Annotated in this window: 27 protein-coding genes, 1 pseudogene and 1 riboswitch; of the genes and pseudogenes, 12 read left to right on the forward strand and 16 right to left on the reverse strand. The window is 48.3% G+C overall.

The genetic code is table 11. The features are described from left to right. Positions 1–59: 59 nt before the first annotated feature. The 4 genes from AB432_RS21430 to AB432_RS21445 all read right to left on the reverse strand — a co-directional run bounded on the left by AB432_RS21430 (position 60) and on the right by AB432_RS21445 (position 3,696). Positions 60–992, reverse strand: coding sequence for a 5'-methylthioadenosine/adenosylhomocysteine nucleosidase (locus AB432_RS21430; RefSeq protein ID WP_048033997.1), 933 nt, complete (start codon positions 990–992; stop codon positions 60–62). Between the two features lie 44 nt (positions 993–1,036). Continuing rightward, entirely contained in the window at positions 1,037–2,047 is a 1,011-nt protein-coding gene (gene ccpA, locus AB432_RS21435) for a catabolite control protein A (RefSeq protein ID WP_017250448.1), read from the reverse strand. Between the two features lie 116 nt (positions 2,048–2,163). After that, positions 2,164–2,472 (reverse strand): metal-sensitive transcriptional regulator, encoded by a 309-nt coding sequence (locus AB432_RS21440; protein WP_007720961.1) that lies wholly within the window; start codon positions 2,470–2,472, stop codon positions 2,164–2,166. Positions 2,473–2,598: 126 nt separating this feature from the next. Then, entirely contained in the window at positions 2,599–3,696 is a 1,098-nt protein-coding gene (locus AB432_RS21445; protein WP_048033998.1) for a bifunctional 3-deoxy-7-phosphoheptulonate synthase/chorismate mutase, read from the reverse strand. Between the two features lie 314 nt (positions 3,697–4,010). Here AB432_RS21445 and AB432_RS21450 point away from each other — a divergent pair, with 314 nt between their 5' ends. Continuing rightward, the gene (locus AB432_RS21450) at positions 4,011–6,167 is read left to right on the forward strand and encodes a cell division protein FtsA (RefSeq protein WP_048033999.1); all 2,157 of its coding nucleotides are present in this window, start codon (positions 4,011–4,013) and stop codon (positions 6,165–6,167) included. Between the two features lie 72 nt (positions 6,168–6,239). Here AB432_RS21450 and ytxJ read toward each other — a convergent pair whose 3' ends face one another. From ytxJ to AB432_RS21470, 3 genes are all read right to left on the reverse strand, one after another. After that, positions 6,240–6,566, reverse strand: coding sequence for a bacillithiol system redox-active protein YtxJ (ytxJ, locus tag AB432_RS21455; protein ID WP_048034000.1), 327 nt, complete (start codon positions 6,564–6,566; stop codon positions 6,240–6,242). Between the two features lie 123 nt (positions 6,567–6,689). Then, positions 6,690–7,088, reverse strand: a complete 399-nt coding sequence (locus tag AB432_RS21460) for a hypothetical protein (RefSeq protein ID WP_082195972.1) — start codon at positions 7,086–7,088, stop codon at positions 6,690–6,692. Positions 7,089–7,559: 471 nt separating this feature from the next. Further along, the gene (locus tag AB432_RS21470) at positions 7,560–7,793 is read right to left on the reverse strand and encodes a hypothetical protein (protein WP_047071914.1); all 234 of its coding nucleotides are present in this window, start codon (positions 7,791–7,793) and stop codon (positions 7,560–7,562) included. Positions 7,794–8,019: 226 nt separating this feature from the next. Here AB432_RS21470 and AB432_RS21475 point away from each other — a divergent pair, with 226 nt between their 5' ends. Continuing rightward, entirely contained in the window at positions 8,020–8,112 is a 93-nt protein-coding gene (locus AB432_RS21475) for a YjcZ family sporulation protein (RefSeq protein WP_017250455.1), read from the forward strand. A gap of 173 nt (positions 8,113–8,285) precedes the next feature. Continuing rightward, on the forward strand, positions 8,286–9,398 hold the full coding sequence (locus tag AB432_RS21480; protein ID WP_048034002.1) for an aminopeptidase: 1,113 nt from the start codon (positions 8,286–8,288) through the stop codon (positions 9,396–9,398). A gap of 56 nt (positions 9,399–9,454) precedes the next feature. Here AB432_RS21480 and AB432_RS21485 read toward each other — a convergent pair whose 3' ends face one another. Further along, the gene (locus AB432_RS21485) at positions 9,455–9,988 is read right to left on the reverse strand and encodes a PadR family transcriptional regulator (RefSeq protein WP_048034003.1); all 534 of its coding nucleotides are present in this window, start codon (positions 9,986–9,988) and stop codon (positions 9,455–9,457) included. 450 nt (positions 9,989–10,438) lie between these two features. Here AB432_RS21485 and AB432_RS31155 point away from each other — a divergent pair. Then, positions 10,439–10,696, forward strand: a pseudogene (locus AB432_RS31155) (S1C family serine protease); the annotation flags it as partial. 31 nt (positions 10,697–10,727) lie between these two features. Here the strand turns inward: AB432_RS31155 and AB432_RS21495 are convergent. Continuing rightward, positions 10,728–11,801, reverse strand: coding sequence for a YheC/YheD family endospore coat-associated protein (locus AB432_RS21495; protein WP_048034005.1), 1,074 nt, complete (start codon positions 11,799–11,801; stop codon positions 10,728–10,730). A 202-nt stretch (positions 11,802–12,003) separates the two neighbouring features. Here AB432_RS21495 and AB432_RS21500 point away from each other — a divergent pair, with 202 nt between their 5' ends. From AB432_RS21500 to AB432_RS21510, 3 genes are all read left to right on the forward strand, one after another. Then, a complete protein-coding gene (locus AB432_RS21500) occupies positions 12,004–12,324 on the forward strand; it encodes a winged helix-turn-helix transcriptional regulator (protein WP_048034006.1) in 321 nt (106 codons plus the stop codon). Between the two features lie 112 nt (positions 12,325–12,436). Beyond that, a complete protein-coding gene (locus AB432_RS21505) occupies positions 12,437–13,891 on the forward strand; it encodes a recombinase family protein (protein ID WP_048034007.1) in 1,455 nt (484 codons plus the stop codon). Positions 13,892–13,913: 22 nt separating this feature from the next. Further along, positions 13,914–14,192 carry a S1C family serine protease gene (locus tag AB432_RS21510; RefSeq protein ID WP_048034008.1) on the forward strand — a complete coding sequence of 93 codons (279 nt, stop codon included), beginning with the start codon at positions 13,914–13,916 and terminating at the stop codon, positions 14,190–14,192. Between the two features lie 30 nt (positions 14,193–14,222). On the opposite strand, the gene AB432_RS30890 is transcribed toward AB432_RS21510, so the two are convergent. Both AB432_RS30890 and AB432_RS21515 read right to left on the reverse strand, forming a co-directional pair. Then, positions 14,223–14,369 carry a hypothetical protein gene (locus AB432_RS30890; protein ID WP_017250462.1) on the reverse strand — a complete coding sequence of 49 codons (147 nt, stop codon included), beginning with the start codon at positions 14,367–14,369 and terminating at the stop codon, positions 14,223–14,225. Positions 14,370–14,433: 64 nt separating this feature from the next. Beyond that, the gene (locus tag AB432_RS21515) at positions 14,434–14,715 is read right to left on the reverse strand and encodes a DUF2325 domain-containing protein (RefSeq protein ID WP_007721245.1); all 282 of its coding nucleotides are present in this window, start codon (positions 14,713–14,715) and stop codon (positions 14,434–14,436) included. A gap of 332 nt (positions 14,716–15,047) precedes the next feature. Here AB432_RS21515 and AB432_RS21520 point away from each other — a divergent pair, with 332 nt between their 5' ends. The 3 genes from AB432_RS21520 to AB432_RS21530 all read left to right on the forward strand — a co-directional run bounded on the left by AB432_RS21520 (position 15,048) and on the right by AB432_RS21530 (position 17,495). Continuing rightward, the gene (locus tag AB432_RS21520) at positions 15,048–15,647 is read left to right on the forward strand and encodes an IMEF encapsulin system ferritin-like cargo protein (protein WP_048034009.1); all 600 of its coding nucleotides are present in this window, start codon (positions 15,048–15,050) and stop codon (positions 15,645–15,647) included. Between the two features lie 37 nt (positions 15,648–15,684). Beyond that, the gene (locus tag AB432_RS21525) at positions 15,685–16,533 is read left to right on the forward strand and encodes a family 1 encapsulin nanocompartment shell protein (protein ID WP_007721249.1); all 849 of its coding nucleotides are present in this window, start codon (positions 15,685–15,687) and stop codon (positions 16,531–16,533) included. A 143-nt stretch (positions 16,534–16,676) separates the two neighbouring features. Next, positions 16,677–17,495 (forward strand): alpha/beta fold hydrolase, encoded by an 819-nt coding sequence (locus AB432_RS21530; protein WP_048034010.1) that lies wholly within the window; start codon positions 16,677–16,679, stop codon positions 17,493–17,495. 54 nt (positions 17,496–17,549) lie between these two features. Here AB432_RS21530 and AB432_RS21535 read toward each other — a convergent pair whose 3' ends face one another. From AB432_RS21535 to moaC, 5 genes are all read right to left on the reverse strand, one after another. Next, a complete protein-coding gene (locus AB432_RS21535) occupies positions 17,550–18,758 on the reverse strand; it encodes an aminotransferase-like domain-containing protein (RefSeq protein ID WP_048034011.1) in 1,209 nt (402 codons plus the stop codon). Positions 18,759–18,953: 195 nt separating this feature from the next. Beyond that, positions 18,954–19,424: a hypothetical protein gene (locus AB432_RS21540; RefSeq protein WP_047071893.1), complete on the reverse strand. Its 471-nt coding sequence runs from the start codon at positions 19,422–19,424 to the stop codon at positions 18,954–18,956. Between the two features lie 154 nt (positions 19,425–19,578). After that, entirely contained in the window at positions 19,579–20,760 is a 1,182-nt protein-coding gene (locus AB432_RS21545) for a pyridoxal phosphate-dependent aminotransferase (RefSeq protein ID WP_048034012.1), read from the reverse strand. 84 nt (positions 20,761–20,844) lie between these two features. Next, a riboswitch (SAM riboswitch) is annotated at positions 20,845–20,960 on the reverse strand. Between the two features lie 60 nt (positions 20,961–21,020). After that, positions 21,021–22,277, reverse strand: a complete 1,257-nt coding sequence (locus AB432_RS21550) for an MFS transporter (RefSeq protein WP_048034013.1) — start codon at positions 22,275–22,277, stop codon at positions 21,021–21,023. A 3-nt stretch (positions 22,278–22,280) separates the two neighbouring features. Beyond that, entirely contained in the window at positions 22,281–22,763 is a 483-nt protein-coding gene (moaC, locus tag AB432_RS21555; protein WP_047071888.1) for a cyclic pyranopterin monophosphate synthase MoaC, read from the reverse strand. Positions 22,764–22,935: 172 nt separating this feature from the next. On the opposite strand from moaC, the gene AB432_RS21560 reads away from it, so the two are divergent. Beyond that, positions 22,936–23,475, forward strand: coding sequence for a methylated-DNA--[protein]-cysteine S-methyltransferase (locus AB432_RS21560; protein ID WP_048034014.1), 540 nt, complete (start codon positions 22,936–22,938; stop codon positions 23,473–23,475). Next, positions 23,468–24,181 (forward strand): 2OG-Fe(II) oxygenase, encoded by a 714-nt coding sequence (locus tag AB432_RS21565; RefSeq protein WP_048034015.1) that lies wholly within the window; start codon positions 23,468–23,470, stop codon positions 24,179–24,181. Before AB432_RS21560 ends, AB432_RS21565 begins: the two co-directional genes overlap by 8 nt. The last annotated feature ends 5 nt before the right edge of the window (positions 24,182–24,186 follow it).

A 24,186-nucleotide genomic window follows, 5' to 3' on the forward strand; every position in this document is an offset into this window, starting at 1 on the left:
AAAGCGTGCTGCCCTCGTACCTTTGGGTACTGGTCAGCACGCTTTTTCTATTCGAAACCCTATTTCACTAGCTCTTCCAGCTCAGCTGGTGCAAAGCCTTTTACCGCTTTATCGCCCACGACTGTTACAGGCACACCCATGAAGCCAAAGCGCTCCACTTCCTCTTGATAGGCACGACTCGTCATGACATCGCGCACTTCAAAGGAAACGCCTTTTGCTGTCAGCCAATTTTTAACCATGTCGCAATCCACACAGTTTTTCGTCGAGTAGACGATCACTCCCGCAGCTGTCGATGCTGCTGAAGCTGTCAACATGTTACGGACAATCGCATAGGAGCGTTGGGAAGCCAGCTTGGTAAATTCCACGAAGTTTATATGCGCGGAGCCGTCTGCTTTATCCGACATCGAGCGAACCACGACAAACGGCACGCCATTCATCGCACATACTTGTCCTACAGATGCCCCTTCCATTTCCGTACAATGTGCTGCAAATTGCTCATACAGCCATTGCACCTTTTCCCGACTGGCAACGAACTGGTCGCCGGACAAGATACGCCCGCTCACTACTTGAACGCCCGCTTCCAGCTCCTGGCCCGCATCGATCGCTTGCTGCATCAGCTCAGCATCCGCTTGCCAGGTCCATCGCTCTGTAAACGGAATCTGTCCTGGCTCAAAGCCAAGTGGTGTCACATCAATGTCATGTTGGATGCAATCCGTCGAAACCACAATGTCACCAATATTTAATTCAGGGTGAACAGCTCCTGCCACACCTGTGAAAATGACACGTTCTACTTGGAAGGAATCGATGAGGATTTGTGTCGTCACGGCAGCATTCACCTTTCCGACACCTGATTTGCACAGCACGACATCTTTGCCTTCCATTTTACCTGTGTAATAGGTAATGCCTGCTTTGGTGGCAGTAGTCGTCTCTTGCATCGCTTCCAAGTAAAGCGCGATTTCTTCATCCATCGCGCCGATAATTCCGTAACGCATTTCCCATCCCCCTCTTGCTGTCAATTGCCTACGTCCCTTTATGATCAAGCTTGCTCGGGCTTTGTGCTCTCTCGATACTCAATTCGATGCGGTAGCAGCACAACATGCTCTTCGACATTTTCGTTATTCATGTATTTGGTCAACAGGCGCATTGCCACCGCACCAATATCATACATTGGCTGTACGACAGAAGTTAGTCGTGGACGTACCATTTCAACCAGACGAATATTATCGTGACCAATGACTTCGATGTCACCTGGCACGTTCAGGCCAGAATCTTGAATGGCGTGAATCGCACCAATGGCCATCTCATCGTTTGCTGCGAAAATCGCCGTCGGCGGATTTTTAAGGGCAAGGAACGCTTTTGTAGTGGACAAGCCAGATTCATAAAAGTAGTTGCCTGTCGCAATCAGCTCTTCATCCAGCTCGATACCCGCATCTTTCAATGCCTTTTTATAACCTTCATAGCGCATCAACCCTGCCAATGGATCGTTTGCAGGACCCGCGATCATTGCAATCCGCTTGTGCCCGCGTGCAACCAATGCTTCTGTCGCATCGTATGCCGCTTGGAAATGGTCAATGCTAACCGACGGAAGTACGTTGTCCGCATCGCGAGTCGCCGCGAGTACAGTCGGTACAGAGGTGCTTGTTAATGCCTGCAAATGATCTTCTTTGATTTCTGCACCCAGAAACAGAAGCCCGTCCACCTGCTTTTCGAGCAAAGTATTAATGAGCTGCAATTCCTTTTCCATCCGTTGGTCAGAGTTACACAGGATGATATTGTATTTGTACATGGTAGCGATATCTTCAATTCCTCGGGCCAATTCGGAGAAAAACAAACTGGAGATATCCGGGATGATGACACCAACTGTTGTCGTTTTTTTGCTGGCGAGTCCACGAGCAACCGCATTTGGTCGATATCCCAAGCGCTCAATCGCAGCCAATACCTTTTTTCGGGTCAAAGGCTTTACGTTGGGATTCCCGTTGACTACGCGGGAAACTGTCGCCATCGACACCCCCGCTTCTCTTGCTACGTCGTATATAGTAACCGGCATCATGCACCCTCACTTTCCCTATTTTTTGGTTTTCATAAACGTTTTCATAAATATATGCACCTATGATACGACAAGCCGTATGCCGATGCAATCGTTTTTGACGGCTTGTGCACCCGTTACTTCATGAGTTTGTTCATCGTTTTCAAAAGCTCATCAATCACTTCATGATCACCTTGCTGAATGCGATCCATCACGCAGCTTTTCATATGTCCTTCGAGAAGCATTTTCCCAACCGCATTCAGGGCAGACTGCACAGCCGCAATTTGATTGAGAATGTCGTCGCAGTAGACATCTTTTTCTACCATTCCGCGAATTCCGCGAACTTGTCCCTCTACCCGATTCAGACGGGAGATGAGATTAGACTTGATTTTATCCGGCCTTTCGGTGGACCGATCAGTCGAGCAGCATTGATGGTTGTCTTCCATATGTCCTCTCCTCCTTCATCAATATCAGCACGTAATTCTAGCTTACTTGGTCGCCAATGGTTCGTCAAATGAGAAAGGTCCTTCCGCGCGCAGGAAGGACCCTCAAATCGTATTCGAAAGGTATTCTTATGCTCTCGTTGCCACAATCTCGCCTTTGTACAAACCAGAAGTGAGCAGCTCATCAACGAACTCGTTGAACTGTGGAATGTTCAACTGTTGCTTCGCATCAGACAATGCTACATCTGGATCTGGGTGAACCTCTACCATGATTCCGTCAGAACCGACTGCGAAACCTGCTTTCGCGCAAGGCAAGAGCAGATCACGACGACCTGTAGAGTGCGTCACGTCTACAAACACTGGCAAGTGCGTCTCCTGCTTGAGGAGTGGTACTGCAGAAATATCGAGCGTATTGCGTGTCGCTTTTTCATACGTGCGGATTCCACGCTCGCACAGCATGACCTGCGTGTTACCTTCGGACAGGATGTACTCTGCCGCGTAGATGAACTCTTCAATCGTAGCAGAGAGGCCACGCTTCAAGAGGATCGGCTTGTTCACACGACCTGCCGCCTTCAGCAGCTCGAAGTTTTGCATATTGCGAGCACCGATTTGGATGACATCGATGTATTTCGTCGCCATCTCAAGATCTGCTGGCGTTACGATTTCACTGATCGTTACGAGGTTGAACTCATCCCCGATACGCTTGAGGATTTGCAAGCCCTCTTCACCCAGTCCTTGGAAGTCGTATGGCGAAGTACGAGGCTTGTATGCGCCACCGCGCAGTGTGCGCAGTCCGCGTTTTGCGTGGTTTTCTGCTACTGCTCTTACCTGCTCGTAGCTTTCCACAGAGCAAGGGCCTGCGATGAGAATCGGATTTTTTCCACCGAACTCTACGCCTTTTACAGTGATAACCGTATCCTCTGCCTGTTTCTTACGGCTAACGAGGAGTACTTTTTTCTTATCGTCGTCTTGCAGATCTAAGGAAACCTGGAAAATTTGCTTGAACAAATGACGAATAGCATTGTCATTGAAAGGACCTTTATTGTTTTCAACGAGCAGATTGAGCATTTGGCGCTCACGCTCTGGGTCAAAACGGTTGCTGCCCTGTTTTTCTTTTTCTTTGCCGAGCTCTTGAACCAAGGTAGCTCGTTTGTTGACCAATTCAAGAATTTGCAGGTTGATCTCGTCTATCTGCTTGCGCATGGTTTCGATCTGATCGTGTGCCATCTCTCTCCACTCTCCTCTTTTTATATAGGGATTTATCGATAAATTAGGGTAATTATAATCGATTCAAACACCCTTGTCAGCAGTTTAGCGCCAAAAAGCGCGAAAGTAAATTTTTTCTGTTTTTTTATCTTTTCAAATTATTCGTCAAACCGAAGAAGATTCCTTGCTTCGACAGGATTCTTTCCCTTTTAAATCGAATAGTTTTGGATATATGTTCTAGCTAAAAGTGAATGTTCCTTTCCATTTCAGTCCAAAAACACCGATAAGTATTGTAAAGACTTTTTGAACAACCTCTTACAAGGAGTGACCTACTTTTGTCTGACATCATAGCCCCTGAGCTTATTTTTTCATTAGATATTGGAACGCGCAGCGTCGTCGGCCTGATCGTGGAAACGACCGGCGATCAGTACCGCGTATTGGACTGCGCAATTCGAGAGCACGATGAACGCTCCATGCTCGATGGGCAAATTCACGATATTGTCGCCGTAGCTAAGGTGATTCAACAAATAAAAGAGGAGCTGGAAGGAAAATACGGCAAACTTCATCAGGTAGCGGTCGCTGCTGCTGGTCGGTCATTGCGCACCCGCCGCGTTCGTGTGGACATGCCGTTAGCCAGACATGCCTTCATCTCGCGTGATGATGTTGTCGCTTTGGAGTTTTCCGCTGTACAGGAGGCCCAAGCCGCATTAGCCCAAGAACTAAAGGATCAAGACGTCACCCGCTATTATTGCGTCGGTTACAGCGTCGTCAACTACCATCTGGATGGAGAGTTGATCGGGAGTCTGATTGACCAGCGGGGTGACATAGCAAGCGCAGATGTGATCGCAACTTTCCTTCCACGCGTGGTTGTCGACTCGCTGATCGCTGCTCTGAAACGATGCGATCTAGAAATGCAGGCATTGACACTTGAGCCTATTGCGGCGATTAATGTCCTGATTCCTGTGACTATGCGCCGACTGAATATTGCATTGGTGGACATTGGGGCAGGTACTTCTGATGTAGCGCTGACTGAGGAAGGGGCCATTACTGCCTACGGCATGGTGCCTGTTGCAGGAGATGAAATCACGGATGCGCTCATGAACGCCTTTCTCATGGATTTTCCGATGGCAGAAGAAGTGAAGCGTGTCTTATCCACCGAGGAGTCCGTCACCTTCACCGACATTCTCGGCATGGAGCATACGATGAGCGCGGCCGAGGTAACAAGTGCGATTGAAGCAGACATCCAGCAGCTCGCAGATAAAATTGCCTTCAAAATATTGGAGCTCAACGGAAAAGCTCCGCAAGCGGTCATGTTGATCGGCGGCGGTAGCCTCACCCCTGGGCTTACTGGAAAAGTCGCTCAGGTCTTGAATATTCCTGCCGCCCGTGTTGCTGTCAGAGGTGGCGATGCGATCAAACAGTACGTCGGAGAAAATCCTGCGCTCAGTGGGCCTGAGTTCGTAACGCCAGTCGGTATTGCTGTTGCTGCGCGCCGTCATCCGTTGCGCTATGTAACCGTTACAGTCAATGACTCTCCTGTACGCATTTTCGATTTGCGAAAAATGACGTTGGGTGATGCGCTCATTGCATCTGGACTGGATATCCGCCGTCTGTATGGTCGCCCCGGAATGGCAATGACCGTTACCGTAAACGGACGTATGAAAATGATTCCGGGTGGTCATGGTACGGCGCCGGTAATTGAGCGCAACAAAGAGAGCGTCAGTCTCGACACGCCAATCAATGACGGGGACCAAATCACCGTAGTAGCAGGTACAAATGGCGAGGATGCGCGTGTGTTTGCCAAAGATTTATTCGCTGAGCTGGACACGCTTGAAGTGATCTGCAATGACCGTCCCTACTCACTCGGTCCAATCGTACATGTTAACGGAGTGGTTGCTACTCTCGATACTTTAATTACTGATCGTGCCGAGGTGGACATCCGTCTCCCCCGCACAGTATATGAGGTATTAGAGCTCGCCGAACTAAAAGCATCAGTGGAGTCAGGCTTGCATTTTTCTGTGAATGGACAAGATTACACGATTCCGTCCCATATCGAGGTGATTGAGCTGAACGGAAGGCAAGCTGCCTTGACAGATGTCGTCCGGCAAGGCGATGTCCTCGTATACCGGCAAGATGAAGTCCCCGCCCCTTCCATTCAGGATGTCATCCCCTTGGAAGAATGGGTACAGGAGACAATGACCGTCCACTTCAATGGTGAACGAGTCGTATTGCCTGTCGCACAGGTAACGATTACGGTAGACGGAAAGGCGGCGAATGCCTCCGATCCCGTGAGCGAAGGTGCCAACATCACGGTAAAATCCTCACCTGCGTCTTCACCAGTGTTTAGCGACGTCTTCCGTTTTGTCGATGTGTCCTTGGAAAAGCCCGACCGTGAGAGCATCTCCGGATTCGTCATGCTTGTCAACGGAGAGCAAGCCAACTTCCAGACAGAATTGAAAAGTGGAGACAAGTTGGAGCTATTCTGGGAATAGTTTCTCCAGCGCTCTTTTTCTCCATGCAAAAAGCCGGATTCACCTCGCTTATAAGGTGTTCCGGCTTTTTGATTACACGTTGAGCGCCTGACCAATCGCGTCCTTTGTAATTTTCCAGTGAGACGTGTGCCATTTTACTTCGCCGTCTTCCAGCAAAAAGATTTGCGGGGATTCGTGCTTGATGGAAAAACGATCCGCTACGGCGTTGGAGACAGGGCGATCCTCCCGTACCAGAATGACCGCAGATTCCACTTGATTGTCCTGCAAATACGCCTGAAACTCTTCATAAGCGGACGTACTGATTGGGCAGATCGTGCTATGCTTAAACAAAAGCCTTTTCCCATTTTTCGCTACGAACTCATCCAGTTCTTCTATGGAGTGAAGTTGTTTTTGTGACATCGTTCATCTCTCCTTATCTTATGTGCCTATCAGTATACATAAGTCCAAGCGGCAAAGTCTACATTTGCGGTGCAGGGGAGCAATGAAAAAAGAGATACCTTTCTTCTAGGCATCTCTTTATCCTTACACCATAATTTTTGTTAGACGCTCGCGTAGCTCCAGCATCCATTTTTCATCGCCAAGGGACTGCGCCAACAAAAACAGATCCAATAGCTCGTTGACTTTTTCACCAAGTAGTTCTCTTACGGTCGAATTCACCTTCTCATTAGCAATCAATACCAATAAGTTGGATAACTCTGACATCTCTTCGAATTCGATTGCCTGGCGCTGCGGATGTTGGCCCAGTTCCTCCATGAGTGACTTCAAATCATTCTTAATCACATCTACCACTTGGGAATGGTCACAGTCTTCGTCCACGCATACGTGTACAGGTACATTCATGATTTTAACCCGTTTTCGGTACACGACGTTGCGCAGCTCGATCTCCATTTCGTTCCCGCAGCGGTTGCATCTCTTTTGCACGGTGTTCACCCCTACCTATCTACTTATGTATGTCTCTCATACTATTCGAGAAGCCTCCTTTCAATCCTGCTAAAGAGCAGGTGGTACTTGGTGGATATAGAGTCAGATATAGACTAAGAAGGACGCGGTCTATTTGGTTTGAGTCAACATAGTGGAGGAGAAGAAAAAGCACAGTTCTCTTCGACTCTGACACGCCAGCATGGGAGATTCACTGGCCGTCTCCACTAAAAAAAGGGGACCGTCGAGCCAAAGCCACCCTACGGGCGGATGTATCTCAGGGAAGAAGTGTTCGACTACCAGGTCCCCTTTTTGAAGTTCCGACTGGGTAGGCGTTGTCAAGGTCTGCGAGCCCTGTGCTTTTTCTTCTCACGAGTTGTGGGCGTTCATCGGTACCTTCCAAAACTTGAAAGAACGCAAAAAAGACGATGCTTGCAAGAAACATCGTCTTTTCTTTGCCATCAAACTTCAATCTTACGCGTAGATAGCGTTTACTTTTTCACAATGCGGACAAACGGCGACTTTCCCCGCTTTTCCGTCTTCGTCTTCTACACGGTAGCCGGTAATTTGCTCGGAGAAACAAAAGAGACATTCTGTATTGAAGTCCATGTCGTATTGCGCTTTCCACACAATGGATTTAAAGTCTTCTCCAACATTAATCGTAATTTGTACCAGATCATGCTGCATGCTAGATAATGATCTTTGCATCACATAAACATCCTTTCATACTTGCAAAGTCTTTTGGTATCCTCTAGCTTTTCCTGCTTTTCAGAATAATAAACATCGAGAACTGCAAGAGTATGAAAAATGAGAGATTCCCCAAACAATTTTCTCAAAAATGGGCGGATGCCCGGTTCGGTCCTATGCGATCACCCATATGTTGTAGATGTAAGCACAAGAGGCTTAACACACATATGAGGAGGATGTTTATTCGATGAGCGGCATCTTTAATGGAGAATTCGACGGCTTCACTCTGGTTTTGATTCTTTTCATCCTGCTGGTTATTATCGGGTGCAGCTGCGACTAATCTTTCTTCCCCGAAGATATAGCCATATTTAGCAGGTCGTTGCATATACATGAAGTACCGAATCCTTCAAGCGCGTTTCCTCCGCAAGCTACCCTCGTCAGTGGGTAGCTTTTTTCTGTTTGAGTTGTGTACAATGGATAAGAATGATATGGAAAGCGAGGGATCCCCTTCCTATGAAAGATTCACGAATTGAAAAACTGGCTGACGTCCTCGTCAATTATTCGGTGACTGTCAAGCCTGGTGAAAACGTTTTAATTTACTCCATTGGCAACGTTACCGATCTGACAAAAGCCGTCATTGCCAAGGTATACGAAGCTGGGGGAAATCCGTTTGTCCAACTGATCGACCAATCCGTTCAGCGCGAACTCTTGATGGGTGCCAACGAAACACAATTGGGTATCATGCGTGAAGCAGATGTGGCTTTCATGAAGCAAATGGATTGCTACATTGGCATCCGCGGTGGCGATAACATTAGTGAGCTCTCTGATGTGCCTGGAGATAAAATGCAGCTACACTCCAAGCTGCTAGCCCGTCCTGTACTGGACATTCGCGTACCACATACCAAATGGGTCGTGCTTCGCTATCCAAATGCATCCATGGCTCAGTTGGCTAATATGAGCACCGCTGCTTTCGAAGATTTCTATTTCAAAGTGTGCACGCTTGATTACGGCAAAATGGATAAAGCCATGGACAGCTTGGTCGAGCTGATGGAGAAAACCGACAAGGTACGTATCGTAGGGCCAGGCACCGATCTGACCTTCTCCATCAAAGATATTCCGGCAATCAAATGTGCAGGTGAAGCCAACATCCCTGACGGAGAAGTATTCACTGCTCCTGTCCGTGATTCCGTCAACGGTACGATCGCGTACAACACGCCATCTCCTTACCAAGGCTTTACCTACGACAATATCAAGCTGACCTTCAAGGATGGCAAAATCATCGAAGCAACTGCAAACGATACAGAGAAGATTAATGAAATCTTTGATACCGATGAAGGTGCTCGTTTCGTTGGGGAATTCGCGATTGGCGTGAATCCGTACATCCAAAACCCAATGAAAGACATCCTCTTCGACGAAAAAATCGATGGAAGCTTCCACTTTACACCAGGACAGGCATACGATGAAGCGTTTAACGGAAACAAATCCTCCGTGCACTGGGACTTGGTTATGATTCAACGCCCTGAGTGGGGCGGTGGAGAAATTTGGTTTGACGATCGCCTGATCCGTAAAGACGGACGTTTCGTTGTTCCTGAGCTCGAATGCCTCAATCCAGAAAATCTTAAATAAATGAAAAAAACGAAGGGCTCATTGTTCACAAGACATGAGCCCTTCGCTTTATGTGGTTAAACGGAATAAGCTGGTTGTTTCAACAAGGAAGTCATTTTTTGTTCCATAAAGGAAATCGTTGACTCCAGATGATGAATGGTATACTCCCAGCAAAAACGTTGATATTCGTCAAAATTCACTTCCAGCTTTTTATAAGAGGCCTTACTTTGTTGGAGCAATTGACGTTGCGTATCCAAACAGCCCTCTAGTAAATCCTTTTGCTCGTCGAACGTGCGGCTCTTGCCGAAGAAAATCTTAACCAGCATGTCTGAACGCAATACTGGCGGCAAGATAGGCGTCTGTATTTCTTGACGGAAAGATTGTTTTCCGGCTTCTGTAATACGGTACAAAATCTTGTTCGGCTTGCCAGACTGAATGATTTCTTGCTTCGTTACGAAGCCTTCTTCCTCCAGTTTGCGCAATGCTGGATAAATAGCACCAAAGCTAGCGTCATAAAAGAATCCAATACTGTTTGTAAACGCTTGCTTAATATCGTAGCCACTCATTTCCCCATAGCTCAAGAAACCCAGTATGATCGTTTTTACATCCATCTCGTTGCATCCTCCGTTACCGTTCTTTTTCTCTCTCTAGCGGCTAGGACTTAGCCTTTATGTTCAAAATATTCTTTAACTACATGTTATTATAAATGCATTCAAATAATTATACCAATGCTATTTCTTTATTATATCAATCAAAATTAATGATATATCCATACACTCGACTAGAAATTGGGCGTCCCTTCCCTCTCCACTCCCCATAAGATGATACATACCTATCTGCTGTAGGGGGAGAGATCGGTGAAAAGTAAAAAATGGTCCCAATATACGCGGGTAAAGTACCCTGTGAGCAGCAGCAGTCTGCACCCATTCAATTTCTTCGTTCCCATTGTCGAGCGCGTTCAAGAGGGAGTAGTCTCCATCGTAACCGAGGATACTCCCCATTCCAAAGACGTGGATTCGTTAATTCGCAGCCTCATTGATCATGAAGATAATTCTCCACCCATGGAACGAAGCTTTGGCTCCGGATTTCTTTTTCATCCGAAAGGGTATATCTTGACGAGCGAGCATGTCATCGGCAAATCCAAGAACATTTTCGTGAAGCTATATAACGGTAGAGTGTTTGAAGCCAAGCGCATTATAGCTGATCGAGTCCGGGATTACGCCGTCATCAAAATTGATGCAGACTGCAAGCTATATCCGCTGCCACTAGGCAACTCCTCTCATACAAAAGTAGGAGAATGGGTCATTAGCGTCGGTTCTCCACCTGTGTTCAAAGAGACAAAAAACGAGCCTAGTTCCGGGCCAAATACAGCGCAAATTGAACGGGACGAGCTATCGCCTTCTTGTATAGCGCTATGTCACCCATTTGGCGAAATACCTCTCTCCCCGGCTTGGGGTTCACCTCGATTAACCACGCACGTCCGTCCACATCCACCCCAATGTCCAGTCCGAATTCCATCATGCGGCCGAAATAGTCCTCTAGCGTGTTTGCTACATCGAGCGCAAGCCGATAACATTCCTGTTTGATCAGCTCTCCCCGCTCCCCTCCAAATCGTCTGGACATAAACCATTCAAAGGGAATCGCTTTGCCTCCCCCATGCAAATTGGAAGTAGCACTGCCGTTCTCTCCCATACGTACTGCGCAGCCTGTCACTGCCCACTCCCCATGCTCGTCTTTTTGAATCAATAGCCGTACATCGACGACATGTTTGCGTAGCAGTCCCAGGTCCAATCCTTGCTGCACCAGGAAATTACCATCGCGAATGCGCTGTTTCTCCACCCACGTTTGAACCCATTTTTCCACGCCTTCCACTGTATCAATCCGAGCCGCATGATATTTATGCTTTTTGTCACGTCCAGAGAGGCTATACTTCTTACCGCTGCTCTTCACTCTAAGGATACTTCTTCCCCCTGTACCATTGCCTGGCTTAATATAGACGAGCCCATGGCGTGCGAGCATGTTTCGGACCAAGCCTTTTTCGTAAACATGCGTCTCCGGAATCCAGTGTTTGACTCGTTCATCCGAGGCGAGCAGATTCGTTACTCTCCATTTCTTACTGAACGGACTGTTCGCAAAGAAAAACAGATCGCTATTTCGCAGCCGGATATACTCCTTTACCCTGCGGCGGTACCGATCGATTACAACTTCTGGCCAAGGGAATGATTTACTCATCCAGCCTCCGTCCGGTTTGGGGATGAAACCTTTGATCTTTCTGGCAGGAACATTGACGTCCTGATGCGAAAACAGGTAGATTTCTGCGCCTAGCTTTCGCCCTGTTTGAACCAGCCTTCGCAAATAATCTGGTTCCTCAAAGCGTACACCCTCCCGCCAGGTTAAAATGCCGATTACCCGTTTTGGAAGCATCGTAACACCCTCTTCGCTTCTTTTCTTTCGCGATTAGTGTATGTGTGGACACCTTATAGGGAAACATTTGTCCATAAAAACGGGCTTGACTTCTCCGCCATTGACAAAGTGTCATTCCAACTTTTCGTTACTTACTTTTTTCAAGCTAATCTGTTAGAATAAAGGGCAACAATAAATGCTGCTAGATAGAGGTGACGCCGATATGAGTCAAGATTTTGCTGGCGAACACATGTGTCCAAAATATGAATGTGCAATGAACGTCCTTGGAAAACGCTGGACCGGCCTGATTATTCATGTGTTGCTACGTGGAACTGTACGATTCAAAGATATCCGCGAAATGGTTCCGCATATGAGCGATAAAATGCTCTCTGAAAGGCTGAAAGAGCTGGAGGAGCTCGAGATTTTGGAGCGCAAAGTGTATCCGGAGATCCCGGTTCGCATTGAGTACGAATTGACCGAAAAAGGAAAAGATCTGCGTCCTGTCATTGATTCCATTCACGAATGGGGCCAAAAATGGATGTAGCATAACCCCACTTGTCCAAGACGGATAAGCGGGGTTTTTTATTTGCGGTCAGGCATAAGCTCCTCCCTTTTGCTGTACACTCTAGCAACCCATGGTGAAGGGAGGACGGGTGATGCGAACGGCCGTCTACATTCGTGTCAGTACGGAGGATCAGGCACGCGAAGGATTTTCGATCCCCGCCCAAAGGGAAAAGCTGCTGGCGTATGTTCACTCCCAAGGATGGGAAGTCCATGCAGTCTACGCGGATGAAGGCGTGAGTGCCAAAGATACGAATCGCCCCGCACTCGGTCAGCTTCTCCAGGATATCCGAACAGGTGAAATCGATGTCGTCCTCGTCTATCGACTTGATCGACTCACTCGCTCTGTCCTTGATCTGTATCAGCTCCTGCAGGAGTTCGATCGACATGCGGTACACTTTAAAAGCTGCACAGAGGTATACGATACGACTACGGCAATCGGGCGACTGTTTATTACCTTAGTGGCAGCCCTCGCACAATGGGAACGGGAAAACTTGGCAGAACGGGTCAAGCTGGGAATGAGCCAGATGGCAAGAGAACGAAAACGACCAGGAGGACCTGCACCGTATGGATACAATCTGGTGCGAGGAGCCTTGGTCGTGAATCAAAGGGAAGCTGCTGGCGTACGCAGCATGTTCGAGCGCTATGATCGAGGTGAATCCCCTCGCCAAATCGCTGAATGGGCGAATCATTCTGGATTGCGCGGGAAAAATGGTGCTTCATGGAGTGCTAGTGCCGTACTTCGCTTGTTAAAAAATCCGGTCTATCATGGTGCGTTGCGCTGGAATTACACCGACGCTGATCAACAACGCAATGACCCTGAGGAATGGATTGTCGAAGAGGCGACTCACCCCGCTATCATCGATCAGTCATGTTTCTCGCGGGTGCAGGAGCGGATGAGTGCTCGCGGCACAAGCCATCCTCGCGTTCTGAGCTCCCGCTATCTCTTTTCAGGATTGCTGTACTGCTCGCGTTGCGGTTCCTCCATGCGTGGGAAAACAACCACAATCACAGGAAAAGGAGAAAAACGTTACACGCACCGCTACTATTTATGTAAAAATAAGCTGGCTGGTACGTGTAATGCTCCCGCCATACGTGAGGATCGCTTGGAAAAAGCCATTGTGCACGAGCTGATGCAGCATTCGCCTGAGTCAATCGCTGCGTTGAAGGAAGTGTATCAGACTGTATTACAGGCGAATTCCCGTGCTCCCGCGAAAGAAACCGAGCAACAGCTGCAAATTCGGAGGCAGCGCTGGGAGCAAGCTTATGAAGAGGGATTCCTTACTCTCCCTGCCTTACGAGAGAAAATCAGTGCGTTAGAGCTGACTGCAAAAGAACAGGAACGGACTTACTCTTCATTTTCAAAAGAACAGCCGCTTGATCTAGAAGCGCTTTCCAATTGGAATCTCATTTGGACGCATGCAAATGAAAATGAACGGCGATTTCTCGTATGCACGCTCATCCAACGTGTTGACGCGGAAGCAATAGACCACGCTGCCTCTGGTCAGAAAAATCGAGAGGTCTGCCTATATCTGTTGTTATTTCACTAAAATTACCCCTGATTTTGCCTGTATGACGACAGGTGGTTCCCCACTTGGTTTGGAAAATTCTGTGACAGCGGGGATCATTAGTGCCAAAAACCGCCGCTTACAGGTTGCGAAGCGAATGTACGAAGAAATTTTTCAGACGGATGCTGCGATTAACCCAGGAAATAGCGGAGGTCCACTCATTAATTTGAATGGGGAAGTCGTTGGTCTCAATGCATTCATCATTCAATCGAGCCAATGCTTGGGCTTCGCCATCGGGATTGACGCCCTTAAAATGCAACTGGAGCAATACGTATTTAAGTGAGAAGCAAACGATTCAACAAAAAAACCCCGTCTAGGAGGACGGGGATTGCTTCTCTAATGCAATAAGATATACATTTGGACCTTCTGTGTTGATTTGTTCTTCTGCCTGTTTTAATTGTTGCAGCTGAGCGGCCGTAAGCTGTGCGATAGGCAGTTCACTCAAACGATTCTGTTCCATACGCGTCATTCCTCCGTTGTGTCAGACTCACGATCGTAGTCTGCCCAGCTTGGAGAATATGTATTTACGCAGTGAGATCAAAAGCTTTGGCAATCGCAGAACACGAACGCTTGCAGAAAACGATGGGCAGCTCGCGATCTTTGGCTTGGTTTTTCACCGTTTTGGCCAAGTTGTGATTGACGAAATCAGTCAACACCAAAATCATGTGGATACCAGCCGGAATTTTCACTCCCGTTTGCGAGCTTTTCCGTCCAGTTACGTGGTGAATATCCTTGAAGCCTTGCCCTTGCAGAAATTCGATAATATTGCCCAGGCGATCTCCGCCAATTACTAAAATAGATGACATAACTTGTTACCTCCTTAAATTTAGGTGCTTGCAGGATTTATGTTTTCTTCTCAGAATGCGCTAATTGATAATGAATATCACTCTTATTGATAAATATTATCATTCCCAATTGCCTTTGACAATACTCTCCATGATAACTTTTTTGTCAAAAAACAAAACTAGAAACGAAGCCGATAGGCAAAGCCACGGCGCTCTAGCGTTTCTGCCCCCTTTTCCAAATTGCACCGCGCCATATTCTTCGTAATCATAGGAAAATGTACATAGGTGTTGCCCGGGTGTTTTTTCCAACGGTATAATGAAAAAATAGATTGTGAATGAGGAGGTGGCGTAGGGTGCAAGAAATTACACAGCTGCACGCCATTTTTGATCGCACTAGAGGTTATATCAACAGCTTCATGGGCGTTATCCAGCCGATTATCGACGCGGCCACGGACGAGCATACTCGTCTTTACTACCATCATATTTTGGAAGAAGAAGAACAGCGTATGGGTCGCTTGCAGGAATTGGTTCCCTACCTGGAGAAACTGTCCTCAGGAAAAAGCCTGGATCAGCTCAGTGATCGCGACCTCTCGCAAATGCTGTCTGATGTGAATCTGGAACGTTTTGGACTGCACAATTTCCGCGAGCATCTGGAGCTGTCTCTGTATGAATTCAAGGATGACGAAACACGTCAGCTCCTGGATGGCATGCGTGAAAAGACGCATACAGACTATTTGACAGTCAAAGAGATCATGGCAAACATGAGCCAACGATTCTCTGATGCGGCTCATCCTGATCTCACTGATCACGATGAGGGGCACGACATTCACCAGGTAGATCATTTGAAAGCTTCGGCTTCCGCTCCTCACGGTGTTGCTTCCGTGATCAAGCATTCCGCCCCTGCAGTTTCTGGCAAAAAAGGGCTGACAGTTGGCAGCTTGAAAGGAATGTAAAGAACCGGAAATCCTGAAATGACATGGAGGTTACACGATGGACAAGCTTCGTAAATACCCAGACTCTCCCTTGACGACTGAAGAATGGAACCAACTGGACGCAACTGTCGTTGACATGGCTCGCCGCCAACTGGTAGGACGGCGTTTTATCGATATTTATGGACCATTGGGTGAAGGTATCCAAACCATTACCAACGATGTATATGAGGAATCCCGTTTTGGCGGTCTCTCCCTCCGTGGAGAATCACTGGAGATGACACAGCCTAGCCGCCGTGTCAGCATGACGATTCCGATCCTGTACAAGGATTTCATGCTCTACTGGCGCGATGTTGCCCAAGCACGCACACTGGGCATGCCTTTGGACATGAGTGCGGCTGCAAACGCAGCTGCTGGTGGTGCATTGATGGAAGACGATCTGATCTTCAACGGTGCTGCGGAATTCGACCTACCAGGCCTGATGAACGTAAAAGGCCGCCTCACTCATCTGAAGAGCGATTGGATGGAATCTGGCAATGCATTTGCCGATATCGTGGAAGCGCGCAATAAGCTGTTAAAAATGGGCCACAGCGGTCCGTATGCACTGGTTGTTTCTCCTGAGCTCTACTCTCTCTTGCATCGCGTGCACAAAGGCACCAACGTGCTTGAGATCGAGCATGTTCGCAATCTCGTTACAGATGGTGTCTTCCAATCTCCTACCATTAAAGGCCGTTCCGGTGTATTGGTAGCGACTGGCCGCCACAATCTCGACCTGGCGATTGCAGAAGACTTCGACTCCGCATTCCTCGGAGACGAGCAAATGAACAGTCTGTTCCGTGTCTATGAGTGCGTTGTATTGCGCATCAAGCGTCCAAGCGCCATTTGCACCTTGGAAGAAACAGAAGAATAGGAAGCTCTTTGACACACCCATTAACGACTCTCGTTATGGGTGTGTTTTTTCGTCCTTGAAATATGTAACAGATCACTTATAATAAGAACGTACGTTCCAAAATTTCAAAACAATCTGACACAAATGTCGTTGGGGGGCTTTTTATGAGATGCGAGGTCAATGGCGTCAACCTTTATTACGAGGAGATCGGAAGCGGTTTTCCTATCGTGTTGATTCACGGTTTTTCACTAGATCACCGTTGTATGACAGGTTGTCTGGAGCCAATTTTTGAGAAACGTCCGGGATACCGACGACTTTACATAGACCTGCCTGGAATGGGACAAACGGAAAACTACGAACATATCCACACCACGGACGATATTTTAGAGGTTGTCCTCGCGTTCATCGATCAACTCATTCCAGGTGAGCCCTTTTTCCTTGCAGGTGAATCATACGGCGGATATCTTGCACGAGCGGTTATCGAGAAGCACCGGGATCAAGTGAAGGGCGCCCTTTTCATCTGCCCGAACATCATTCCTGATAAACAGATGCGCACACTGCCGGATAAACCCCTCTTAGTAAAGGAGCCTTCTCTCTGGGAGCAGTTGAGTGAGGCGGAACGAGTGGAGTTTGAGTCGATGGCGGTAGTCGCTACCGATTATACGTGGAACCGCTATAAAAAAGAGATTGTCGACGGCTACATGCTGTCCGACCCTTCTTTCCTCAGTAAAATCAGACAGTCATACGGCGTGTCCTTCCCATTGGATACGGCCCCCTTCCCCCACCCGAGTCTTTTTGTTGTGGGCAAACAAGATCATTCAGTCGGCTATCGCGATATTTGGGATATCATCGAAGGCTATCCCCGCTCTTCATTTGCCGCACTCGATTGTGCCGGACACAACTTGCAGATTGAGCAGCCGCTTCTGTTTTCAGAACTTGTGAATGAATGGCTGGATCGGGCCCAAAGAGAGCTCTCCCTGTAAACATGCATGAAAAAAGACAACCAGCTCCATGAGAATGGTTGTCTTTTTCTTCCATTAAACATTTGTCACCAGAGATTCGCTGTACGCATGGAATGCTTTGCCCAGTCGTGAAATGGCAAGCTCTGTGTCTTCCCGGTTCAGAAGTGTATAGTTCAAGCGCATCGTATTGAATTGCGGCTCTGCTGCATAAAACGGCTTTCCTGGTACGAATGCCACGCCTTCCTGTACGGAGCGGGCCAGCAGCTTCTCTGCATCAACGTGCTCTGGAAGATTCACCCAGAGGAACATCCCGCCCCTTGGTTTTTCCCACTGTACACCCTCCCAGTTTTGCGCAACCAAGAGCTCATGCATCCATTCCATGCGCGCCTTGTAGGACTCGCGGATTTTCTCAATGTGACTCTCCAGATCAAAGCGGGACAAAAGCTCATACAAAGCGTACTGATCGATTGTGCTCGACTGCAAATCAACAGCTTGCTTCGCCTTCACCATCATTTGAATCACGCGTGTATCTCCAATGGCCCATCCGGTACGCAAGCCTGGCGCGACAATTTTGGAAAAGGTACTGGTGTACACCACACAGGAATCAGTCGGATGCTCATCCAGTGAGAAAATCGAGCGATACGGTGCTTCCCCATCGAATTGGATCTCTCCATATGGATCGTCTTCCAGAATGAGAATGTTTTGGGCCTTACATTGACGAAGCAATCCGAGACGGCGTTCGAGGCTCCATACCTTTCCTGTCGGATTGGCAAAGGTAGGAATGACGTACACCATTTTCGGACGATATTGGGCTATTTTTTTCGCCAGATCGTCCAGATCCATCCCATCGGCATCACCGTCTACGGGAATCGCTTTGATTCCCCGAAATTGGAACAACTGAACGGCTGCCAAATAAGTAGGGTTTTCTACGAGAACGACATCGCCTTCGTCTAAATATACACGGCACAACAAGTCTACTGCTTGCTGAGAGCCCGTAGTGATGATCATATTATCTGCACCGACGTTCATATGCTTTTGCTTCATGCGGGATGCAATCCACTCACGAAGCGGCAAGTAACCATCAGTCAATCCGTACTGAAGAGCTTTTGCTCCTTGTTCGAATGCGCGGTTGAACGCTTCGCGCATCTCTGCGATTGGAAAAGAATCCTCTGCTGGCAGTCCACCTGCGAGCGAGAGCACTTGATTGCCTTGGGTCAGCTTCAAGATTTCCCGGACAGCCGAGGAGGATAGTGCTTCAACAGATTTTGAAAATGAGTACTCCATGTTCCGTTCCCCCTTGATTTTGCTTATCCTTGTTTTATCACTCTCCCTCTCGTAAGTCCAATCCTTGGTAGCTATGAGCGGATAGGTTTTGACTATGTCGAGCGGTTGTTCAATCGTTAGTCTTGACACACTTCATGCAAAAAACCCCTCTTCGTATCAAACGAAAAGGGGTCCATATGTATGGGCTATATCTTCCTAGGCGATTCGGAACACACGTGGTTTCTCTGTGTGTGGGAGGAAAGAGAGGTCTACATGCGCGGACGCTTCTTCCATACCAATATCGCTTGCCAACAGTAACGCCTCTTCCTGGAAGGTCGGCGTACAGCTGCCTTCATTCAGTTCACAGAGACGCTTCAATCGCTTCAGTCTCTCTGCGGACTTCTCCACTCTCATGCATTCGTTCGTCAGCTCACAAACGTTAACGTGACGAGCATCAGCGATCATGCTGATATCATTCACATGGACAATCAGTCTTTTGCCTTCTTCTGTTACAAATCCGATCGAGCAAAAATGCGCACCTGACATTTCCAACCGAGTGAGAACAGCATTGGCGTAAACTTCTCCAGTCCGCAAGCGAATCTGGCCAGCTTCAATGGCTCCGCCGATTTTCCGCTCGTTGGCGATCACCGTATACATATCCGTGTAACCGTTAATCTGATAGCGCATGGTACCCTCCCGCTCTCGCTGAGACTAATTATCATTAACAACAATGACATCGTATAATGAAAATCATTATCTGTCAATAATGAGAATGATTTTTATTCTAGAAGAAAAAAACCACTCTCCATTTATATGGTAGTGTGGCCAATTTGACTCGCTTTCATTTGGTTTTCGTAAATAACCCTAACCGCTCAATCCGTTGGACCGCTTCTGCGAGACGATCTTCATTGGATAACAAAGCCGCTCTCACATAGCCCTCACCTGTCGGACCAAAGCCATTTCCCGGCGCTACGACAACATGCGCTTTTTCCAAAAGCAGGTCAGAGAACTCCACGGATGTGAAGCCGCTTGGAACAGGAAGCCAAGCAAAAAACGAACCTTGTGATGGTGGAGCCTGCCAGCCAATCCGATGCAGATTGGAGTACAAGGCATTGCGGCGGCTTTCGTAGACAGCGACGAGGTCGCGAACGCACTGCTGCGACTCCGTCATCGCTTTGGCTGCCGCCATCTGTACCGCTCCGAACAGACTGACGAAGTAATGGTCCTGAATGAGATTGATCAGACGAACCAGCTCGCGATTCCCTACCATGGCACCAACACGCCAGCCTGCCATGTTGTACGTTTTAGACAACGTATAGAATTCTACGCCCACTTCTTTTGCTCCCGGAACCTGCATGAAGCTGACCGGCTTTTTCCCGTCATAGCTGATCGCCCCGTAGGCGAAGTCGTGGCAGACGACGATTTCATGTTTTCGCGCAAAACGAATCGTTTCCTCATAAAACTCGAGTGGTGCGTTGACTGCTGTCGGATTGTTCGGATAGTTGAGAAACATCAGTTTCGCTCGATCCAAATCAGCTTGGGAGAGCTGGCTGTAGTCTGGCAAGAAGTCATTTTCCGCCTTCAGCGGCATCATGACCATCCGTCCGTTTACGACAGCAACCCCCGACCAATAATCCGGATAGCCTGGATCTGGAACCAGTGCAACATCGCCTGCGTTCATGAGTACTTGGCAAATCTCTACGAGTCCGGTTTTGCTGCCGAACAATATCGCTACTTCTTCCTCCGGATCGAGGTCCACATCAAATTCTTGCTTATACCAATGAGCCACTGCCTGCTTCAGTTCCACGCGTCCCTGAAAAGGCGGATATTTGTGATGGAGTGGTTGTGCCGCTTGTGCCTGTAATTCCTCAATAATGTGCGGCGGTGTCGGCAAATCGGGATTGCCCTGCCCCAGGTTAATGACGTCATGGCCTTGCGCTATGACCTTGTTTACTTTTGCCACCAGGGTCGCAAAAAACTGGGTAGGGAGTCGATCAATCATGTCGGAGGGTTGAATGCGCATCTTTCTTCCATTCCTTTCTTGGGGCCCAATACAGTAAAACCCCCTTTTTCCATACAGAAAAAGGGGGAGATCAGCTTGGTCACGTCCTTATCTGTCAGGAAAAAAATCCTGCTGGAATTGGCACAGCATCTGTCCATCACATGGAACAGATCCGCTGCCGGGCTTCATAGGGCCAGTCCCTCCACCTCTCTGAATAAGTCAAACACACGGAATATACTGTTTTTTCGTCTATATCATACTACTTGAGCACGTATACCGTGTCAAGATGCTTGATTCTGTACGGGTACTTGATGCCTTCTTTTTTGAAAAGAGGTGTGGAAGGCAAAGAATGCGACAGACACCAACGACAAGCCTGCCATCACGAACAATAGTCCCTGCGCATGAATCGATTGGAAAATGAATGCGCCAAGCAATGGTCCGAGCATCCGTCCAGCTGATCCAGTCCCTGCAATCAGCCCTTGAATGAAGCCTTCTCGTCCCTCTGGCGTAAACTGTGCAGCAACAGCCGGCACCGCTGGCCACACGAGCATTTCTCCCAGCGTCATGATGAACATGCCTGCCACAAAGCCTGCATAAGCCGTTGATTGAGACAAAATCAGCATCGACAAGGCAAAAATATAAGCGCCCAAGAGCATTTGTGCCTTTAGCGTACGGGCAAAGCGTCGAATGACCCACGCAATCAACGGCTGACCGAACAGGATCAAGCCGCCATTCAGCGTCCACAACAGACTGTATTGACGGAGTGTAATGCCCAGGGATTGCATGTAAGTCGACAGCACCGTCGTCCACTGTACATAGACAATCCAGCTAATTAATAGCCCCCCGCATAATAGCAGCAAAGCCCCCCATACCACCTTTGACTCTTGCTGTGGTTGTCGCAGCACATCACCAGTTGCTTGCTCAGGCATGCTTTGTCCAGTCGTCGAGTTTTGGCTTTGTTGTTCCACCATTTTTAACTGACGCGGCAAAATGAGCATGAACATGGCGAGAACGACCACTTGCGAAATGGCATTACCGAAAAACGTCCAGGCAAATGACACACTTGCCAAGAAGCCGCCCAACGCAGAACCGGCAGCTACCCCCACATTGAGGGAGACATAAATCAGATTGATTCCTTTCCGTCCTCCGTCCGGCCATAACACTACGGCCAGTGCATTCATCACAGGAGAAAGTGTTCCGTAAAAAAGTCCATTCAGCAGAAGCAAGGCAACATAAATCGTAAAATCTTGCGTAACACCTAAGCCGATCGATATCAGAATAACGCCAATGGAACCGACAATGATGGTGCGCATTTTGCCCCAGCGGTCAAACATCATCCCGCCGACAATACTCCCGATCAAGAATGCGCCTTGATTTAAAAGCAACAAGAAGCCGGCTACAGTCAGCGGCTTTCCGAGATGGTTGTGAATATAGATCGTAACTAGCGGCCAAATACACGCCATTCCGGTAGAAAAAATGACGGCAGCAATCGCCAATAAACGAATGCTGCTCGGATAGGATTCCCACTTTTGCCTCATGCCTTACTTCTCTCCCCGATGGAAATCGCCGCTTTTTCCGCCTGTTTTGGATTGCAGACTGGTTGGACCGATTATCATTTCTTTATCCATGGCTTTGCACATGTCATACACCGTCAAAGCCGCTACGCTGACAGCGGTCAACGCCTCCATCTCGACGCCTGTTTTCCCTGTCGTCTTCACGGTTCCTGTAATCGCAAGCGTCGTTTCATCTACAAAAGCAAATTGTATGTCGATGCCAGTCAATGGCAGCGGATGACACATCGGGATGATTTCCCACGTCTTTTTGGCAGCCATGACACCTGCTACCTGCGCAACGGCGAGTACATCGCCCTTTTCGATTCGACCTTCGCGGATTCGGGCGAGGGTTTCGGGTTTCATGCTGATTTGGCTCTCGGCTACAGCCACCCGTTTTGTGACGTCCTTTTCAGACACGTCCACCATCCGCGCTCGATTTTGTTCATTAAAATGTGTTAATTGATCAGTCATACTCGCATCGTTCCTCCTCTATCTCCTCCTACCTTACTCCCGCCGCTGGATAAAAGCAATGGGAATGTAGAGGACTTGTTTCGTTATCTTGCTCATCCACTCCTTAAAACGTACGAAGAGCAGGTGCTGGAGGTTATACTGTGCGTACACAGCTCAAAGGAGGCGTATGGAAATGGAAACGATGAAGGATCAGACGGTACGTTGGTCAATGCTTGTGCATGGTGATTGGACCATTTATTTGGCTGCTACGGCTGCCGGACTTTGTTATGTTGGCTCGGTCAACCAGCCTTTTGCCGAATTGGAATCGTGGGTTAGAAAGCATCGCCCACAAAGTGCATTGGTGCAAGACGATCAATGGCTAAAGCCTTTTACAACAGAACTGATGGAATATTTGCAGGGAACGCGCGAGCATTTTCCCATGGATTGCGACCTGTCTGGAACGCCTTTTCAGCTCGCTGTCTGGGAGGCACTGCGCCAAATCCCATACGGTCAAACGGCATCGTACACCGACATTGCGAACATCATTGAAAAGCCTGCTGCTGTTCGTGCTGTCGGTGCCGCAATCGGTGCCAATCCGGTTCTCATTACAATCCCTTGCCACCGCGTTGTCGGTAAAAACGGTTCACTAACTGGCTATCGTGGTGGACTGCCCATGAAGACAACTCTGCTTGATTTGGAGAAAAAGACGAATCGGAGTGTGAAGCATGGCTAAATCGGTGACAGAAAGGATCGCTGCACTTGACTGGCATTCCATACAACAGGAGCTGGACGAACAAGGGTATGCTGCTTTTCCTTCCTTAATAAGTGCAGATGCGTGCAAAGAATTAATCGCTACGTATGGACAGGATGACCTTTTTCGCAATACGATCCAGATGGCACGGTACCGTTTCGGTGAAGGGGAGTATCGTTATTATCAGGCGCCCCTTCCCTCGCTCTTGCAGGAGCTTCGCGAAGGCTTCTATCCGATGCTTGCGCAGACTGCGAATCGGTGGCTGGAAATGCTTGGACGCGAAGCCATCTATCCTGCCACCCTCCCTGAATTTTTGGCGCAATGTCACGATCAGGGTCAGCTACGCTCCACTCCATTGATTTTGAAATACGAAACGGGCGGCTACAATTGTTTACACCAGGATATGTACGGGGAGGTGTTCTTCCCGTTTCAAGTGGTTTTTGCCTTGAATCAGAAGGAGACGGACTACAGGGGCGGAGAATTTCTGCTGATGGAGCAACGACCGCGCGCGCAGAGCCGGGGACATGTGATAACCTTGGAGCAAGGCGCTGGCCTGATTTTCCCGACATCCTATCGTCCTGTGCAGGGAACACGAGGCTACTATAAAAACACGCTGCGCCACGGTGTCAGCACGATTACCTCGGGCACGCGCTACAGCCTCGGGATTATTTTTCATGATGCAAAGTGAGGAAC

The organism is Brevibacillus brevis, assembly GCF_001039275.2.
Lineage (GTDB): Bacteria > Bacillota > Bacilli > Brevibacillales > Brevibacillaceae > Brevibacillus > Brevibacillus brevis_C.